Below are 17,089 nucleotides of genomic sequence, written 5' to 3' on the forward strand. Positions count from 1 at the left end.
GGAACGAAAATCAACAGCCATGTTTAACAGAGCTAATAAAAATAAGAAAACACCACATTCTGATTTTAGTGACCTTATATTTGGTTATTAGTGAAAAAGTGCTAAAATAAAAAGTATTGTTATCATGTGGAATTTTACTAGCAATTAATTGTTCTATAAAGGAGGAACTTCTTTGTCAAAAGTCCGTACTAAAGACATTATAAAAAAGTTTGATATGGAATTGGTTAGTGGAGAAGAAGGCATCAACCGACCGATTACAACGACTGATATATCAAGACCAGGACTGGAGATCGCTGGATATTTCGAATATTACCCTGCAGAGCGGCTGCAGCTTCTCGGAAAAACAGAGTTGACGTTCTTTGAAAAATTGGACCCCCGGGACAAAGCTTTCAGGATGGAAAAGCTGTGCACGGATATCACACCGGGTATCATTGTTACACGTGACATGGAAGTGCCGCCAGAATTGATTGAAGCGGCCGAGCGCGAATCGGTGCCTGTTATGAGAACAAAGCAAAAAACAACTAGGTTTTCCAGCCATCTGACCAACTATCTTGAGAGTAAGCTGGCACCGACAACTGCCGTACATGGCGTACTTGTCGATATTTATGGGATTGGCGTCCTGATCACGGGAAAGAGCGGCGTCGGTAAAAGTGAAACAGCGCTGGAGCTGGTTAAAAGAGGCCATCGCCTTGTTGCGGATGATTGCGTCGAGATCCGCCAGGAGGACATCGGAACCCTTGTCGGGAACTCACCGGAATTGATTGAGCATCTCCTTGAGATCCGCGGACTGGGCATTCTCAACGTGATGACTCTGTTTGGGGCAGGAGCTGTGCGAAGCCACAAAAGGATTACCCTCATTATCAACCTGGAAATCTGGGACCAAAAGAAGTCATACGACAGACTTGGGCTGGATGAAGAAACCATGAAAATCATCGACACAGACGTAACCAAGCTGACCATCCCAGTCCGGCCAGGCCGAAACCTTGCCGTCATCATTGAAGTCGCAGCAATGAACTTCAGGCTGAAGAGAATGGGTGTCAACGCAGCCGAACAATTCACCAATAGACTATCCGACGTCATCGAAGACGGAGACCACGACGAAAACTAAAAAAATTTAGCGCATTAACGCGCTGGGGGTCAGACCCCCGGCACAGCAAAGCGTTAAAGCGATGGGGGTCAGACCCCCAATGCTTTAAAGAGCTAAAGTGCGAACACTTTAATAGAGAAAAAGGGGAAATGATATGGAGAAGAATATTCAGCCGATTGATCCGATTGCTTTTTCGCTTGGTCCGATCCAGGTGCACTGGTATGGTGTGATCATTGGGACGGGAATTGCGATTGCGTTATGGCTTGCCATGCGCGAAGGGGAAAAGCGCGGCTTGCCGAAGGATATTTTTGCTGATTTGATGCTATGGGCGATTCCAATCGCGATTATTTCAGCTAGACTTTACTATGTAATTTTTGAATGGGAGTACTACAGTCAGTATCCGGCAGAGATTCCGAAGATCTGGAATGGCGGAATTGCTATCCATGGAGCCTTGATCGGTGCGGTCGCTACCACCTACTTTTTCACAAGAGCCAGAGGTGTATCCTTCTGGAAGCTTGCCGATATTGCAGCACCAAGCTTGATTCTTGGCCAGGCAATTGGGCGCTGGGGGAATTTCATGAACCAGGAAGCCCACGGCGGGGAAGTGAGCAGAGCATTCTTGGAAAACCTGCACCTTCCAGAGTTCATCATCAACCAAATGTACATTAACGGAACCTATTATCATCCGACATTTTTATATGAATCGATTTGGAACATCTTAGGCTTTATTCTTTTGATGTCATTGCGCAGAGTCAATCTTGGCCGCGGGGAAATTTTCCTCAGCTATATTATCTGGTATTCGATCGGCCGCTTCTTTGTCGAAGGAATGCGTACCGACAGCCTGATGCTGACAGATACACTAAGGATGGCACAGATGATCTCAATCGCCCTCGTCCTGATGGCTGTCGGCTTATGGATTTTCCGAAGAGTAAAGGGATATTCCAAGGTCCGCTATTTGGAAAGTCAAAATTAACTTTCAAACAATAGCATCCTAGCTAAGTCATACTAAGTATCCGTAGCTGATAAAAGTCATGTCGTATTATAAATTTTCGCATTAATAAAATGTATAAAGACCTTATATAAAAAAAGGCTGAATTAACGGGAGAGATGCTTCAATGGTTACATCATTGAAAAATGGATTAATGGTGGGCTTGAAGACGACCTGGGCTCTGGGGAAAGTCATTTTTCCTGTCACTTTGATCGTTTCAATCCTTCAATACACCCCTGTGCTGCCGTGGGTGATCGATCTGATCACACCGATGATGTCACTTATCGGTCTGTCAGGGGATGCGGCGATTCCACTGGTCATTGGGAATTTTCTTAATCTGTACGCTGCCATCGGAGCCATATTGACACTTGATTTATCGGTAAAAGAAGTCTTCATCATCGCTGTGATGCTGAGCTTCTCCCATAACATGCTTGTTGAATCAGGAGTGGGTCTCAAGGTTGGCGTTAAGCTCTGGGTCATCCTGCTTGTCCGTTTCGGGCTAGCGATTACTTCAGCAGCCGTGATTAACCTGATCTGGAGTGGTGGATCCGAAATCGCCAAGTACGGAATGATCCCTTCAAAAACAGAGACCGTAACAGGTATGGGCCCAATTTTACTCGAAAGTGTGACAAAAGCCGGAATCGGCATCTTCCAGCTGGCGATTATCGTCATACCGCTCATGGTTGTTGTCCAAATCATGAAAGACAGGCAATGGCTCGCAGTGTTCTCCAGGTGGATGGCACCTGTGACAAGAGCACTGGGCATGAAGGAAAACACTTCGACCACCCTTGCTGCCGGCCTGCTGATTGGTCTGGCATATGGAGCAGGCGTGATGATCCAGGCCGTTCAGGAGGATGGCGTCAGCAAGAAGGATGTTACGATTGCCTTCATCTTCCTCGTTGCCTGCCACGCTGTCGTTGAAGATACATTGATTTTTGTCCCGCTCGGAATTCCAGTGCTGCCTCTATTATTCATTCGTCTAGGAGTGGCCGTATTATTGACCGTTACAGTAGCTTTTATCTGGAACCGAGCAGAACTTGCAAAAAGAAAGGAAGCAGTATATGAGCAATAAAATAGACACCGTCCTGTTCGATTTAGATGGGACATTGATTGATACAAACGAATTGATTGTTTCATCTTTCCTTCATACGATGGAACATTATTATCCAGGCCAATATCAGCGTGCGGATGTCCTGCCGTTTTTAGGGCCGTCGCTGCAGGAAACCTTCGAGCCGATGAATCCTGAGGGTTACGAAGAAATGATTACAACTTACCGTACGTATAATCTTACAAACCACGACCTTTTGGTAAAAGAGTTTGAAGGTGTGTACGAAACGGTCAGGACTTTAAAAGAGAACGGCTTCCATTTAGGGATCGTAACAACTAAACGGTCTGACGTGGTTGCGATGGGATTGAAGCTGACAGGGCTGGATGAATTTTTCGAAGTGATTGTTGCTCTTGATCATGTTAAAAATCCAAAGCCTGACCCTGAACCACTGTTAAAAGCATTGGAATTATTAGGCTCATCTCCTGAAAGGGCCGTCATGGTCGGTGATAACCACCATGATATCCTGGGCGGAAAAAATGCCGGCACGAAAACGATTGGTGTTTCATGGTCGATTAAAGGAAGAGAACATTTAGAACAATACAAGCCAGATTACATTTTAGATAAAATGGCTGATATCCTGCCGATTCTCGGGGTGTAAGATGAGGAAGACGACGCGTTATCGTGTTAAAGGCGCCAATTCTCTCTGGCATGTTTATAAAACTGTTCCATTTTGGAAGGTAGTGAAAAATTTCATCGTCATCCAAATTGCGCGTTATACTCCGTTTCTCGGTATGAAAAACTGGCTGTACCGCCATTTATTAAGAATGAAGGTCGGTGACCAGACGTCATTCGCGCTGATGGTCATGCTGGACGTCATGTTCCCTGAAAAAATCAGCGTTGGCCGCAATACGGTAATTGGATATAACACAACCATCCTTGCACACGAGTACTTAATCAAGGAATACCGTCTCGGTGATGTGATTATCGGCAGCGAGGTCATGATCGGCGCCAATTCGACCATCATGCCTGGCATCACAATCGGTGATGGGGCGATTGTATCAGCGGGTACTCTCGTCCATAAGGATGTCCCTGCTGGCACTTTTGTCGGAGGCAATCCAATGCGCGTCATCTATACAAGGGAAGAACTCGAAGAACGCTGGGCAGACGACGAAATTTATGGACAGGCTGAAAAAAATTGAGCGAAACGGGAAATCCCGTTTCGCTATTTTTGAGGAAAAGTGCTTGCCGGCCACAATAGGATGTTTTGTAAGAATACAAAGAAGCTAGTTATACATAAGCAGTCTGCATCTGAACCTTCCATACATAGATTTTAATGAAAGGAGCCTGACCTTATGAGCATTACTGCAAAAAGCTATTTGAAGTATGTTTTATTATTTTTAGCGGCTTGTATTGGTTTCGTCATGGCTTATCTACTCTCGGTAGCGATGTTTTATTTTCTGATTGGCATCGTATCACTGCCGATTGTTGTCATTGGGTTTCCTGTAGGAATTTATTTTCTGTGGTCCGCAGTTCTGAAGCCTGTTACAAAAAAACTAGGAAAGTATATTATCTTAGTGTTCTCTTATATCTTATATGCGTACATGTTAATAAAGTTAGACGCTGCTTCCTGGTCTGAAGCTGGCAACTTTGATTATTATATGAGTATTTTCCGTGGGGAATAATCGTTTTACAGGCAAATATATCACTATAAAAATAGCGAAAAGGTTTTTACGACCGTTTCGCTATTTTTATGCCTATTTTAACTTATACGGAAATTCAGAATAGCAGTTAATAAGGTGGTCCGCATACTCATTCTGTTCCTGGAAAGAGCATGTCATCAAGCCGATTTTTTTCGCCGGAATCAAGTCTGTCTTTTGGTCGCCTACCGCAAGATCCAGTTGATATCGCTCATGAAGATATTGATATGCGTGGATGTCGGGCTTTAACGAGTAGCCGTCATCTGCAGGACAAATGACTTCCACGAAGTATTTATTGAGATCCCAATGGTCCAGCAGTTCTTCTGTAGAACGCCGGTTCCGGTGGGTGACAAGCACATTGAAATCCGCTCCCGACAGAACATCTTTCACATATGGAAAAAGCGGCTTTCGGTCATGGTGCAAGGTTCGCTCGACTTCCCGGAATGCCTTTACCCTATTTTTATCTACCCCATAATACTCATATGCACTTCCGTATTTTAAGTGGGGAAGAACCTCTTCATACGGCAAGTCTTTTTCCGCGATAATCGTGAATGCTTCTACAAGTGTAGGCCATGTATCAAGAATAGTTCCATCCAAATCCCAAAGAATTTTCATGCTGACAGCCTCCTTTACGTTTGCCCTTTTTTAAAAAGGCTCAGTTAACCTAAACTGTTGATGTCCACTACTGACGCTTGCTTACCAGGAGTGTTCGCCGTGCCTCACAAAGTCCTAATTAAAAGTTGTCCTTCCCTTACTATAAGGCATTCCCATTTCAAATGAAAACAATGAGAAATAGATGTACCGAAATCCAAATCGATCAACAAGACCCAATTCTTTTTAATGAAGAGGTTATGGTTGACGGATACTAAAATGGAATGTAAACTACATATAACTTCATCTTGTTACCATATTAGCGAGCTAAAGGATTTTGATAATTTAATTAAACTACTGCCCATTTGGGTATAGATAAAAAAACACCAGCAACGAAGAGGGTGAATGCGATGAGCAGATTGTTCATGTTTGAAAAGCCGCTTGGCATGAGGGATACACTTCCTGAACTGCACGAAGCGAAAGATAAGGTCCGCGGATCGATTGAAAAAGAAATGAAGCGCTGGGGATTTCAATTCATTGAAACTCCTACGCTTGAATATTACGAAACAGTCGGGAATGCTTCGGCAATCCTTGATCAGCAGCTGTTCAAATTATTGGATCAGCAGGGCCACACATTAGTGCTTCGGCCCGATATGACGGCGCCGATTGCGAGGGTTGCGGCATCAAAGCTGTTTAACGACCATGTACCGTTAAGACTAGCCTACTCGGCAAATGTTTTCCGCGCACAGCAGCGTGAAGGAGGCAGACCAGCAGAATTTGAACAAATCGGAGTCGAATGCATTGGTGATGATTCAGTCAGTGCAGATGGCGAAATGATTGCCCTTGCGATTTCTTCCTTGAAAAAAGCAGGACTTGAACAGTTCCAGCTGTCTGTCGGACATGTCGGCTTCGTTAATGAGCTGTTTGTCCAGATTCTTGGAACGGAAGAACGGGCGAGGGAGTTAACGAAATTTTTATATGAGAAAAATTATGTGGGCTACCGTGAGCATGTAAAATCACTGCCGCTGTCATCGATTGATTCACAGCGCCTGCTGGCATTTCTTGAACTGCGTGGCGGTCCTGAAGTCATCGGCAAGGCTTCCGAGCTGATCGAGAATGGAAAAGGGAAGGTTGCGATTGATGAACTATCGCTGCTTTGGGATGTCATTGCAGATTTCGGCGAAAGTGACCGCATCAAATTCGATTTAACGATTGTCAGCCATATGAGCTACTATACAGGTATTTTATTTGAGGTTTATGCAGGAATGGTCGGATTCCCGATTGGCAATGGCGGCCGTTATGACAGGCTACTCGAGAAATTCGGCAAATCCACAGGGGCAACTGGTTTTGCACTTCGGCTTGACCGCCTGCTTGAAAGCCTTGGCGATTTAGGGGAACCCGAACCGGTTACGTGCATTCTTTTCAGTCCGGAGCGTCGAAAGGAAGCCTACCAGCTCGCAGCACAACGCCGTGAGGATGGCGAGAGAATTGTTTTGCAAGACATCAGCACAGTCCGCAATCTGGATACATGCTCCGACACATTCTCAGATGTAGTCTTCCTCATAGGAAAATCGGAAAAGGGGGCGATGGAATGAGCGATCAATTGACAATCGCCATGCCGAAAGGCCGGATTTTTGACGAAGCAGCCGAGCTGCTAAGACGCGCAGGCTTTGAACTGCCTCCTGAATTTGATGATTCTAGAAAATTGATCATCGATGTTGAAAATGAAAATTTCCGGTTCATTTTAGCCAAGCCAATGGATGTCGCTACATATGTGGAACACGGAGTCGCTGACCTCGGCATTGCAGGCAAGGATGTCCTGCTGGAAGAAGAACGGGATGTATACGAACTGCTGGATTTGAAAATCAGCGGGTGCTACCTTGCAGTTGCCGGACTTCCGGATACGAAAATGAATGACGTCGCACCGAAAATCGCAACAAAATATCCAAACATCGCGGCTGCCTATTTCCGGGAACAGGGCGAGCAGGTCGAAATCATCAAATTGAATGGCTCAATCGAGCTTGCGCCATTGATTGGCCTTGCAGACAGGATTGTCGATATCGTTTCAACCGGAAGAACATTGAAGGAAAATGGCCTCGTTGAATATGAAACCATCACAACGGTAACCTCAAGGCTGATCGTGAATCCTGTCAGCTACCGAATCAAGGATGAACGCATCAGCGACTTGATCAAACGGCTTAACGAAGTGATTTAAACGCTGAATATTACTAGATAGTTGAAGTTGCAATCTCCCTGGATTGTGAAAGGATTGATTACTAATGAAAATTTTACAAATAGATGAGGGCATCTCGCTGAAAAGAACGGTTGATGGCGGGACGGAAGAGCAGCGCAAGGCTGTCCAGGAGATTATCGCTGCAGTACGTAAAACAGGCGATCAGGCCGTCAAAGCGTTTACTGAAAAATTCGATTTGGTTTCACTTGATGACTTTCTAGTGACTCAGGACGAAATTGCGGAAGCTTACAACTCGGTGAGCCAGAAGCTTGTTGATATCATAACTGAAGCAGCTGCGAATATCCGGACATACCATGAAAAACAATTGCGTCCGTCATGGATGACAACGGAAGAAAACGGGACAATGCTTGGCCAAAAGGTAACACCGCTTGATTCTGTAGGCGTATACGTCCCTGGTGGAACGGCTGCCTATCCGTCATCTGTATTGATGAATGTCATTCCCGCGAAAACAGCCGGAGTTAAACGGATTGTTATGGTCTCACCACCAGACCGTGACGGTAAGCTACCAGCCGGTGTGCTGGTAGCAGCCGATATTGCCGGGGTAAAAGAAATCTATAAAATCGGCGGTGCACAGGCAATCGCAGCCCTGGCATATGGGACCGAATCCATCAAGCCGGTCGATAAAATCACAGGTCCAGGCAACATCTTTGTTGCGCTTGCCAAGCGGGAAGTTTTCGGCGATGTGGCAATTGATATGATCGCCGGACCAAGTGAAATTGGCATTTTAGCTGATGACACAGCTCGTGCAGAAGAAGTTGCAGCAGATTTGCTTTCCCAGGCAGAGCACGATCCGAGAGCCTGCGCAATTTTAGTAACGACATCACGCTCACTTGCGGAAAATGTACAATCGGAAGTTGAAAGACAGCTGGCCCAATTGCCAAGAAAAGACATTGCTTCAGCAGCGATTGAAAACTACGGAGCAATCTATGTGGCTTCGGATATGGATGAAGCAATCGGAGCAATCAATCAGCTGGCACCAGAGCATCTTGAAATCGTAACAAAAAACGCGATTGAATTGCTCGGTAAAATCAAGCACGCTGGCGCTATTTTCCTCGGCAGATACAGCTCCGAACCTGTCGGCGACTACTTCGCTGGCCCTAATCACGTCCTGCCAACGAACGGTACAGCCCGCTTCTCAAGCCCGTTAAGCGTCGAGGATTTCCAAAAGAAATCAAGCATCATTCTCTACAGTGAAAAAGCCATGAAAGACAACGGAGCAAAAATAGCTGAGTTTGCAAGGCTTGAAGGACTTGAAGCCCATGCACGTGCAGTTGAGACGAGGCTGAAATAGAGCAAAATTATATAGTAGGAGATTCTTTAGATTAGAGTCTCAATTTTACGATAAGGAACGGAGGCAGCAACAATGGAAAGAACCTCAACGGTGAACCGTTATACGAATGAAACGAAAATCGACCTGAGTTTTAGCGTCGATGGCGAAGGAAAGACCTCTCTCGAAACAGGTGTGCCATTCCTGTCCCATATGCTTGATTTGTTTGCAAAACATGGACAGTTTGACCTTTCCGTTGATGCAAAGGGCGATGTCGAGGTCGATGGACACCATACAACAGAAGACATCGGCATTTGCATCGGACAGGCGTTGCGTGAGGCGCTTGGTGATAAAAAGGGAATCAAACGCTACGGAAATGCACTTGTTCCGATGGATGAAGCGCTGGCACAGGTTGTCATTGACTTAAGCAACCGTCCTCACCTCGAGATGCGCGCGGAATTCCCCGCACAGCAGGTTGGAACTTTCGATGTAGAGCTTGTCCATGAATTCCTATGGAAACTCGCGCTTGAGGCAAGAATGAACCTGCACGTCATCGTCCACTACGGTAAAAATACGCACCATATGATTGAAGCAGTCTTTAAAGCATTGGGCCGCGCGCTAGATGAAGCGACGACAATCGACCCGAGAGTAAAAGGTGTTCCTTCCACAAAAGGAATGCTGTAAAAAGCATTAGCAGGCATGGGCATTGCGTCTAAAGTGTAACGTTTCAGTTCGAAAACTTAATCAAATGCAAGGAACCTGCACAGGAAAGGAAGTAAGACCATGATTGGCATCGTTGATTACGGCATGGGCAATTTATTCAGCGTCAGCAAAGCGCTTGAACGACTGGATACGCCTTATTTTATTTCACAATTTAAGGATGGACTGATGGAGGCAGATGCCTTGCTGGTCCCTGGGGTAGGCTCATTCCGTGATGCGATGGAAGCCTTGAATCGTACTGGTTTGACACGAACGATCCGCGACTTCGCTGCTACCGGAAAGCCTGTGCTCGGAATATGCCTCGGCATGCAGCTGTTGTTTGAAGAAAGCACGGAGAACGGACTGACAAAGGGCCTCAGCCTGCTGCCAGGAAAAGTGGAGCGGTTCAGCGGAAAGACAGCCCAAGGTGAGTCCTATAAAGTTCCGCATATGGGCTGGAACAAGCTTCGTTTTACAGGTGATTCGCCGTTATTGAATGCGATTGAAGAAGACTACGTTTACTTTGTGCATTCCTTTTATGTAAAAGCCGCCGATCCTGACGTGCTTGTTGCGGTCGGTGACTACTATGATGTGGAAGTACCTGCGATCGTAGGCAGAGGGAATATATTCGGCATGCAATTCCATCCAGAAAAAAGCAGTGAAATGGGAATGGGGCTGCTCAGGAATTTTACCGAGCTTGCGGCAGAAAGGAAGGCTAAGCGATGAAATTCACCATTTATCCAGCGATAGACATGCGCGGCGGGAAATGTGTCCGTCTTTTGCAGGGCGATTATGAGAAGGAAACCGTATATGGGGACTCTCCTTTCGAAATGGCCAAGAAATTTGCCGGTGAAGGTGCCGATTGGATCCACATGGTCGATTTGGACGGTGCGAAGGACGGCAAAAGGGTCAACGATGAATTTGTGATCAAGGCAGCACAGGAGCTTGGAGTCAATGTTCAAATCGGCGGCGGCATCCGCACTGAAAACGATATCAATCATTATCTGGAAAATGGAGTTGCCAGAGTCATCATTGGCAGCATCGCTGTTTCGAATCCTGAGTTTGCTGAGGAAATGGTGAAGAAATATGGAGCGCGAATCGCCATCGGTCTTGATGCGAAAAATGGCCTTGTTGCTACCCATGGCTGGCTGACTACATCTGAAGTAACTGCTGTTGATCTTGGAAAACGATTCGCAGACGCAGGAGCAGAGACGTTTATTTTCACCGATATCGCAACAGATGGAACACTTGCAGGACCTAATGTGGAAGCGACTCGCCAGCTCGCGATAGAAACAGGAAAAAGCGTCATCGCTTCAGGCGGTGTCAGCTCGCTGGATGATCTGAAAGCATTGAAGTCTTTGAGCGCAGATGGAGTTAGCGGGGCAATCGTAGGCAAAGCGGTTTACGAAGGACGTTTCACGGTAAAATCTGCCCTGGAAGCGGGGAATGACTAATGCTTAGTAAAAGAATCATTCCGTGCCTTGATGTAAAAGATGGCCGCGTCGTAAAGGGTGTCCAGTTTGTCCAGCTTCGCGACGCTGGCGACCCAGTGGAGCTTGCCCGGTTTTATGATGAGCAGGGTGCTGATGAACTTGTATTCCTTGATATATCGGCTTCCGTAGAAGGCAGGAAGACCATGGTTGAGGTCGTAAAAGAAGTCGCTTCAGAGCTTGCCATTCCATTTACGGTAGGCGGAGGCATTAACACGCTCGAGGATATGAAAAGGATGCTTCGTTCAGGAGCAGACAAGGTGTCGTTGAATACTGCTGCTGTAAACAGGCCAGGATTAATCGCAGAGGGTTCAGCTTTTTTCGGGTCCCAATGCATCGTCGTTGCCATTGATGCAAAATACGATGAGGAGCTCGGTTCCTGGCGCGTGTATACGCATGGCGGCCGCACTCCGACTGAACTGGAAGTCATTGAGTGGGCTCGCGAAGCAGTCAGGCTTGGTGCAGGTGAAATCCTGTTGACGAGCATGGACAGTGACGGCGAGAAGCAGGGCTTTGACCTTTCACTCACACGTGCCGTAAGTGAAGCAGTAACGGTTCCGATCATCGCTTCCGGCGGGGCAGGAAACGCCGAGCATTTCGTTGATGCGTTTAAAGAAGGAAGAGCAGACGCAGCCTTGGCCGCATCGATTTTCCACTATCGCGAAACCTCGGTAAAAGAAGTGAAATCCCATCTTCGCGAAGAAGGAGTGACTGTAAGATGAAGAGAGAAGAATTGAAATTTGACGCCAGCGGGCTGATTCCTGCCGTTGTCCAGGATGCGTCAACACGCGAAGTGCTGACAGTGGCTTATATGAACAAAGAATCGCTCGAGAAGTCTCTGGAAACTCGTGAAACCTGGTTTTACAGCCGATCCCGCCAGGAGCTCTGGCACAAAGGCGGCACGAGCGGAAACACTCAGAAAATTGTTGAGATCAAATATGACTGTGACGGAGATGCATTAGTTGTACTCGTTGAACCAGCAGGGCCTGCATGCCATACCGGTGCGGTCAGCTGTTTTTCAGAAAGTCTGATAATCGATGAAGCTTCTGCTAACACTGCGTCATTGAGCGATTTCAGTGTCGTGCTCGAGCTTGAAAAAACAATCCGTGAACGCGAGCGCGATATGCCAGAAGGCGCCTATACAACGTACTTGTTTGACAAAGGCGTAGATAAAATCCTGAAAAAAGTAGGCGAAGAAGCAGCGGAAGTTATCATCGCCGCAAAAAACCGCGACCCAGAAGAACTCAAGTGGGAAGCCGCCGATTTACTTTACCATCTTATGGTACTCCTGCAAGAGCAGAAACTGCCATTGAAAAATGTATTGGAAGTCTTGAATAAGAGAAAGAAATCCAGCGCTGAATAGTGAGTTGCGCTGGATTTTTTTTATCTGAAGAAATTTTTAGAAGGTTTCCAGTTATTAACAACCAAATATCCCCAGCCCCACCACTACAATTTCCAATCACCATCTTCTCTTACGCTCTGTCCGTATGTTATACTACATTAGTTAATGGCTGTTTCCCGAAAGGAATGCGATACGGGATGACTTTTCGATACTGGATCATCAAAAGGATGGATCCATGCACCAAGTCATAAATGCAACTTGGAATACGTAAAGAGCCTTAGTTAAAAACGTTTTACGGAGGATCACATGGGAAAAGACTCTAAAGCAATGAAGCAAAAGGGACAATTGCTGTCGTTCGTTCCTACAGGTGAATATTACTTCACCAAAGGGGTCAAGGCTTTCCATAGACGGGATCTTAAGAAGGCTGAGAAGTATTTCCAGCGCGCGATGCAGCTTGAGCCCGGCGAACCGATGATCATGTGCCAGCTGGCCATTGTGCAATCGGAGTTGGGGGAATACCAGCAGTCTAACCGTCTTTTGCACTTGATCCTCGAAGAACTTGATGAAAACATGGCAGAGTGCCATTATTTCTTAGCGAATAACTACGCTCATATGGGCTTATTTAGAGATGCGTTCAGGCACTCGAACCTTTACTTAGAATTGAATGAAGATGGGGAGTTTGCGGAGGATGCAAATGATCTCCTTGAACTGCTCACGCTCGAAGCAGAGGAAATGGATGAAGACTATTATGAAGAAGATGATTTGATCATCAAGCAGGAAGAGGCCAGGAACCATCTTGAATCTGGCGAATTTCCAAAGGCGATCGAGATTTTCCATGAAGTCATCGAAGAGTATCCGGAATACTGGTCTGCGTACAATAATCTGGCACTGGCGTATTTTTACCTTGGTGAAACGATCAAGGCAAGGGAAATTCTCAATGATGTGCTGGAGCAAAACCCAGGCAACCTGCACGCTTTGTGCAATGCATTAGTGTTTGCTCACTATCAGAATCAGACTGCAGAAGTCGAGGATTTGAAGAATTCATTGGGTAAAATACATCCAATCCACGTTGAACATCAGTTCAAGCTTGGTGCCACATTTGCGCTTGTTGGTGAATATGAACTGGCCTACAGATGGCTGAAGAAGCTTCAGAAAACAGGATTTGAAGGGGATGGGGCCTTCTATTACTGGCTGGCGCATGCATCCTATTTTACCGGCAGGGAGCATTCTGCAAGAGTGATTTGGAAAAAGGTTCTCGAATACACTCCTGAAAAAGAGGGGATGGAACCTTGGTCAGAAAACCCAGGCGGTAAATTCGAGTCGCAGGTTGCGGCGATCCTTCATCAGCTGAACAGTGATTATGCTGAAGAACGATTATTCGCTCTCTTCCTGACATCTGTTTCTTCAAAAAAGAAAGAGATCCTTGCTGCGGAAAAGTCGACCGATAAAATGACGGAAGTCGAGAAATCGTACCTTGCATACGTCGCTTCAGGCAAGTTGAACGATCAGAAGGAAGAAGTTGCCGGCGCGCATGAAACGGCTAAGCTATTGTATGATCACCATCAGCCGATCGGGAAAAATGAAGCTGGTGTTTATATTATGTGGTTTTCAGTATTTGAGCAGGCAGTAGAAGCTGGCTATGATTTTAAAAATAAGAAAGCATGGGCAGCCGCTGTAGATTATCTCTGGGATAAGCTAAGAAATATCAAGACTTCGAAACAAGCAGTTGCAAATAAATACGGACTGTCCGTTTCAACACTTTCAAAATATATTAGTTTGGCGAACGAATTTCTTCATGAAGAAGACAGCATTTAATTGAAGAGCGGGAACCCTTCTGCCTGGCAGAATGAGGTTAGCTGTTTTAAAAAAAGTGTCATCCCCAATAACGGGTATGACACTTTTTTTGCTTTTAAAGATGCTTACTTTGTGATGGCCTTTTATTGATTGGTAGACCAGCCTTCCAGCGTGAAGGCCATTTCCCAGAATTGCAGCTCGTAATGGCAGCTGATCAAAAAGTGCTGTTTCATTTTTTCTTTTTCATGTTCTGAAGCTTTTTCTGCAAGAGCATCAAGAAGGTCGATCTGCTCGTTCACAAGCTCGGTGAACCAGTCGCTTCCATAAGCGGCGATCCATTCCTGGTAAACTGGCGTTTCCGGAGCAGCATTCTTAAGCAGTTCTCCAATCTCGTGGTAGATCCAGTAGCAGGGAAGGATAGCGGCAATGATTTCCCCCAGGCTTCCCGATGCAGAAACTCGGTAAAGGTGTGAAGTATAGGCGTAGGCAGTCGGAGCTGGCTCGAAGCTTTTCAAGTCGTCCTTCGTGACACCAAGCTGTCCCATAAAGCTTTCATGTAAACCAAGCTCGGCCTGATATGTACCCTGGGCATGGGCAGCCATTTTTGCCGTTATGGATAAATCCTCAGCTCTCGATGCACCAATTGCCTGGATACGGGCAAAATGGGAGAGGTAATAGGAGTCCTGCAAAATATAATATTTAAAGCTTTCAAGAGATAAGGTCCCCTTGGCGATTCCCTGGACGAATGGGTGGTTAAAATTCGCTTCCCAAATCTCATTTGCTTCTTGGCGGATCAACTGTGTAAAAGTAGACATAATAGACCTCCTGGTTAATAAAGATTCAACATCCTGCCGGCGAAGGATGCTTTTTCCCAATAAAAAAACCACTTTCTTTAGGCAGAAAGTGGTTGTATTGGCAGCAAAGTGAAACAAAAAAAGCTCCAGATACTCCACTTCCCTACGCTGGTATAATCCAGATCAGGTTCGAAGGGTCTTAAAGTTTCACTTTAATCTCAGCCTTAACAAAAGGCTCCCCTAGCAGATGAATATTGCGTATTTAATTATTATCTGTAAATCAGCATAACACCCTTCAGAAAATTGTCAAAGAATAAAGCTGGACAGAAAAAAAGTTCGCAAGGAAATCTTGACCACATCCAACCAAATTTTTTACGCTTCAAATCATTAGTGTCAATTACGTGAACAGCCAATTTTTCTAAGCATATTTTTGGACTATATGTCTCTTGTTTTATAGGATATGTTTAGGCAGGAAATACTATTTTCGAATGAAAACGGAAGTTAATGCGGATTTTGATTTTAAAGGAGTTGTACACCATGTCAGAAGAGAAAATTTATGATGTCATCATTATCGGTGCTGGCCCGGCAGGCATGACGGCTGCTGTCTATACATCACGTGCGAATTTATCTACATTGATGCTTGAACGCGGCGTTCCTGGCGGACAGATGGCCAATACGGAAGAAGTTGAAAACTACCCTGGATTTGACCACATTCTTGGACCTGAGCTTTCAACTAAAATGTTTGATCACGCTAAAAAATTCGGTGCTGAATATGCTTATGGTGATGTAAAAGAAGTCATCGACGGCAAAGAATACAAAACGATCAAAGCTGGCAGCAAAGAATATAAAGCGCGCTCAATTATTATTTCTGCAGGTGCAGAATATAAAAAGATCGGTGTTCCTGGCGAGCAGGAATTAGGCGGACGCGGCGTTTCTTACTGCGCAGTTTGTGATGGAGCATTCTTTAAAAATAAAGAACTTCTTGTTGTCGGCGGCGGAGACTCTGCTGTTGAAGAAGGCGTTTATTTAACACGTTTTGCTTCAAAAGTGACAATCGTTCACCGACGTGACGAACTTCGCGCGCAAAAAATCCTTCAGGATCGCGCGTTTGCAAATGAAAAAATTGACTTTATCTGGAGCCATACTGTTAAGCAAATCAACGATAAAGACGGCAAGGTTGGCAGTGTGACGCTCGTATCTACGAAAGAGGATGGGGAAGAAATGGAATTCCCGGCTGACGGTGTATTCATCTACATCGGAATGGTTCCATTAACAAAGCCATTCGAAAGCCTTGGAATCACAAACAGCAGCGGATATATTGAAACAAACGAGCTTATGGAAACGAAAGTTCCTGGCATCTTCGCAGCTGGCGATATCCGTGAAAAAACACTTCGCCAAATCGTGACAGCTACTGGCGACGGCAGTATCGCTGCACAGAACGCACAGCATTATGTAGAAGAATTGCTTGAAGAATTAAAAGCGAACGCTTAAAATAAGATACTTTAAAACTCCCCGCAGGAACTTTGCCTGCGGGTATTTAGTTTTGTACGGAATAAAAATACATTTACATTGATAAAAATTTCCTTTTTGCTGGTAAAAAAAGTGCCTGGCGGTATAAATTAACAAAACGTAATTATTTATTAATTCTTCTGTAACAGTAGTGAAATAATCATGGGGTATTATAGAAGTAGAAATTGACCCCCTTTTAAAAATATAATCCTTTGACGGCACAGGTTATCCTGTGCTCCTTTTTTTGCTAAAAATTAATACAGACCTTCAGGCATAAATATAACACCCCGAATTTCCATTAAGAAATCCTGCATTCTGACTTAAGCTTTAGACAATAGTTCCTCAACATTTTACTTTTGATAAGATTAATATTTCCGGCTAAAAAAATTCATTAACAGAAATATCATTTTTGTATTCATTGTGGCGAAAATCTAAAAATAGTATAATGGAAAGAATAAAAGTTCGGCCATTTAGCTAGACCACTTATTTTATGTCTAGCTTCAGCGCCTAGCCCCTCGAGTCGCTTGTC

Annotated in this window: 18 protein-coding genes and 1 riboswitch; of the genes, 16 read left to right on the forward strand and 2 right to left on the reverse strand. The window is 45.2% G+C overall.

All coding sequences use genetic code 11. The annotated features are described in order from the left end of the window. Positions 1 to 172 precede the first annotated feature (172 nt). The 6 genes from hprK (at position 173) to V7201_RS00140 (ending at position 4,805) form a co-directional block, all read left to right on the forward strand. Positions 173 to 1,108, forward strand: coding sequence for an HPr(Ser) kinase/phosphatase (gene hprK, locus V7201_RS00115; protein WP_335374755.1), 936 nt, complete (start codon positions 173 to 175; stop codon positions 1,106 to 1,108). A 133-nt stretch (positions 1,109 to 1,241) separates the two neighbouring features. Beyond that, complete coding sequence (lgt, locus tag V7201_RS00120; protein WP_335374756.1) at positions 1,242 to 2,060, forward strand: prolipoprotein diacylglyceryl transferase; 819 nt, start codon at positions 1,242 to 1,244, stop codon at positions 2,058 to 2,060. Between the two features lie 142 nt (positions 2,061 to 2,202). Continuing rightward, entirely contained in the window at positions 2,203 to 3,147 is a 945-nt protein-coding gene (locus tag V7201_RS00125) for a nucleoside recognition domain-containing protein (protein ID WP_335374757.1), read from the forward strand. Beyond that, positions 3,137 to 3,781, forward strand: a complete 645-nt coding sequence (gene ppaX / locus V7201_RS00130; RefSeq protein ID WP_335374758.1) for a pyrophosphatase PpaX — start codon at positions 3,137 to 3,139, stop codon at positions 3,779 to 3,781. The genes V7201_RS00125 and ppaX overlap by 11 nt, the downstream gene beginning before the upstream one ends. A gap of 1 nt (position 3,782) precedes the next feature. Further along, positions 3,783 to 4,322 carry an acyltransferase gene (locus V7201_RS00135; protein ID WP_335374759.1) on the forward strand — a complete coding sequence of 180 codons (540 nt, stop codon included), beginning with the start codon at positions 3,783 to 3,785 and terminating at the stop codon, positions 4,320 to 4,322. Between the two features lie 153 nt (positions 4,323 to 4,475). Further along, positions 4,476 to 4,805, forward strand: a complete 330-nt coding sequence (locus tag V7201_RS00140) for a hypothetical protein (RefSeq protein ID WP_335374760.1) — start codon at positions 4,476 to 4,478, stop codon at positions 4,803 to 4,805. A 72-nt stretch (positions 4,806 to 4,877) separates the two neighbouring features. Here V7201_RS00140 and V7201_RS00145 read toward each other — a convergent pair whose 3' ends face one another. Beyond that, entirely contained in the window at positions 4,878 to 5,435 is a 558-nt protein-coding gene (locus V7201_RS00145) for an HAD hydrolase-like protein (RefSeq protein ID WP_335374761.1), read from the reverse strand. A 386-nt stretch (positions 5,436 to 5,821) separates the two neighbouring features. Here V7201_RS00145 and V7201_RS00150 point away from each other — a divergent pair, with 386 nt between their 5' ends. The 9 genes from V7201_RS00150 to V7201_RS00190 all read left to right on the forward strand — a co-directional run bounded on the left by V7201_RS00150 (position 5,822) and on the right by V7201_RS00190 (position 14,278). Continuing rightward, positions 5,822 to 7,006 (forward strand): ATP phosphoribosyltransferase regulatory subunit, encoded by a 1,185-nt coding sequence (locus V7201_RS00150; protein WP_335374762.1) that lies wholly within the window; start codon positions 5,822 to 5,824, stop codon positions 7,004 to 7,006. Beyond that, complete coding sequence (gene hisG, locus V7201_RS00155; RefSeq protein WP_335374763.1) at positions 7,003 to 7,626, forward strand: ATP phosphoribosyltransferase; 624 nt, start codon at positions 7,003 to 7,005, stop codon at positions 7,624 to 7,626. The genes V7201_RS00150 and hisG overlap by 4 nt, the downstream gene beginning before the upstream one ends. 64 nt (positions 7,627 to 7,690) lie before the next feature. Continuing rightward, positions 7,691 to 8,956 carry a histidinol dehydrogenase gene (gene hisD / locus V7201_RS00160; RefSeq protein ID WP_335374764.1) on the forward strand — a complete coding sequence of 422 codons (1,266 nt, stop codon included), beginning with the start codon at positions 7,691 to 7,693 and terminating at the stop codon, positions 8,954 to 8,956. A 72-nt stretch (positions 8,957 to 9,028) separates the two neighbouring features. After that, positions 9,029 to 9,616: an imidazoleglycerol-phosphate dehydratase HisB gene (hisB, locus tag V7201_RS00165; protein ID WP_335374765.1), complete on the forward strand. Its 588-nt coding sequence runs from the start codon at positions 9,029 to 9,031 to the stop codon at positions 9,614 to 9,616. A 99-nt stretch (positions 9,617 to 9,715) separates the two neighbouring features. After that, on the forward strand, positions 9,716 to 10,357 hold the full coding sequence (gene hisH, locus V7201_RS00170) for an imidazole glycerol phosphate synthase subunit HisH (protein ID WP_335374766.1): 642 nt from the start codon (positions 9,716 to 9,718) through the stop codon (positions 10,355 to 10,357). Then, entirely contained in the window at positions 10,354 to 11,085 is a 732-nt protein-coding gene (hisA, locus tag V7201_RS00175; protein ID WP_335374767.1) for a 1-(5-phosphoribosyl)-5-[(5-phosphoribosylamino)methylideneamino]imidazole-4-carboxamide isomerase, read from the forward strand. The genes hisH and hisA overlap by 4 nt, the downstream gene beginning before the upstream one ends. Beyond that, positions 11,085 to 11,843, forward strand: a complete 759-nt coding sequence (hisF, locus tag V7201_RS00180; RefSeq protein ID WP_335374768.1) for an imidazole glycerol phosphate synthase subunit HisF — start codon at positions 11,085 to 11,087, stop codon at positions 11,841 to 11,843. The genes hisA and hisF overlap by 1 nt, the downstream gene beginning before the upstream one ends. Continuing rightward, positions 11,840 to 12,484, forward strand: a complete 645-nt coding sequence (hisIE, locus tag V7201_RS00185; RefSeq protein WP_335374769.1) for a bifunctional phosphoribosyl-AMP cyclohydrolase/phosphoribosyl-ATP diphosphatase HisIE — start codon at positions 11,840 to 11,842, stop codon at positions 12,482 to 12,484. The genes hisF and hisIE overlap by 4 nt, the downstream gene beginning before the upstream one ends. A 285-nt stretch (positions 12,485 to 12,769) precedes the next feature. After that, positions 12,770 to 14,278 (forward strand): tetratricopeptide repeat protein, encoded by a 1,509-nt coding sequence (locus V7201_RS00190; RefSeq protein ID WP_335374770.1) that lies wholly within the window; start codon positions 12,770 to 12,772, stop codon positions 14,276 to 14,278. A gap of 122 nt (positions 14,279 to 14,400) precedes the next feature. Here the strand turns inward: V7201_RS00190 and tenA are convergent, their stop codons facing one another. Beyond that, positions 14,401 to 15,072, reverse strand: a complete 672-nt coding sequence (gene tenA / locus V7201_RS00195) for a thiaminase II (RefSeq protein WP_335374771.1) — start codon at positions 15,070 to 15,072, stop codon at positions 14,401 to 14,403. Between the two features lie 122 nt (positions 15,073 to 15,194). Then, positions 15,195 to 15,303, reverse strand: a riboswitch (TPP riboswitch). 285 nt (positions 15,304 to 15,588) lie between these two features. Between tenA and trxB the strand changes: the two genes are divergently transcribed. After that, positions 15,589 to 16,542: a thioredoxin-disulfide reductase gene (gene trxB / locus V7201_RS00200; RefSeq protein WP_335374772.1), complete on the forward strand. Its 954-nt coding sequence runs from the start codon at positions 15,589 to 15,591 to the stop codon at positions 16,540 to 16,542. Positions 16,543 to 17,089: the final 547 nt, after the last annotated feature.

This window comes from Bacillus sp. JJ1122 (assembly GCF_036964885.1).
Lineage (GTDB): Bacteria > Bacillota > Bacilli > Bacillales > Cytobacillaceae > Mesobacillus.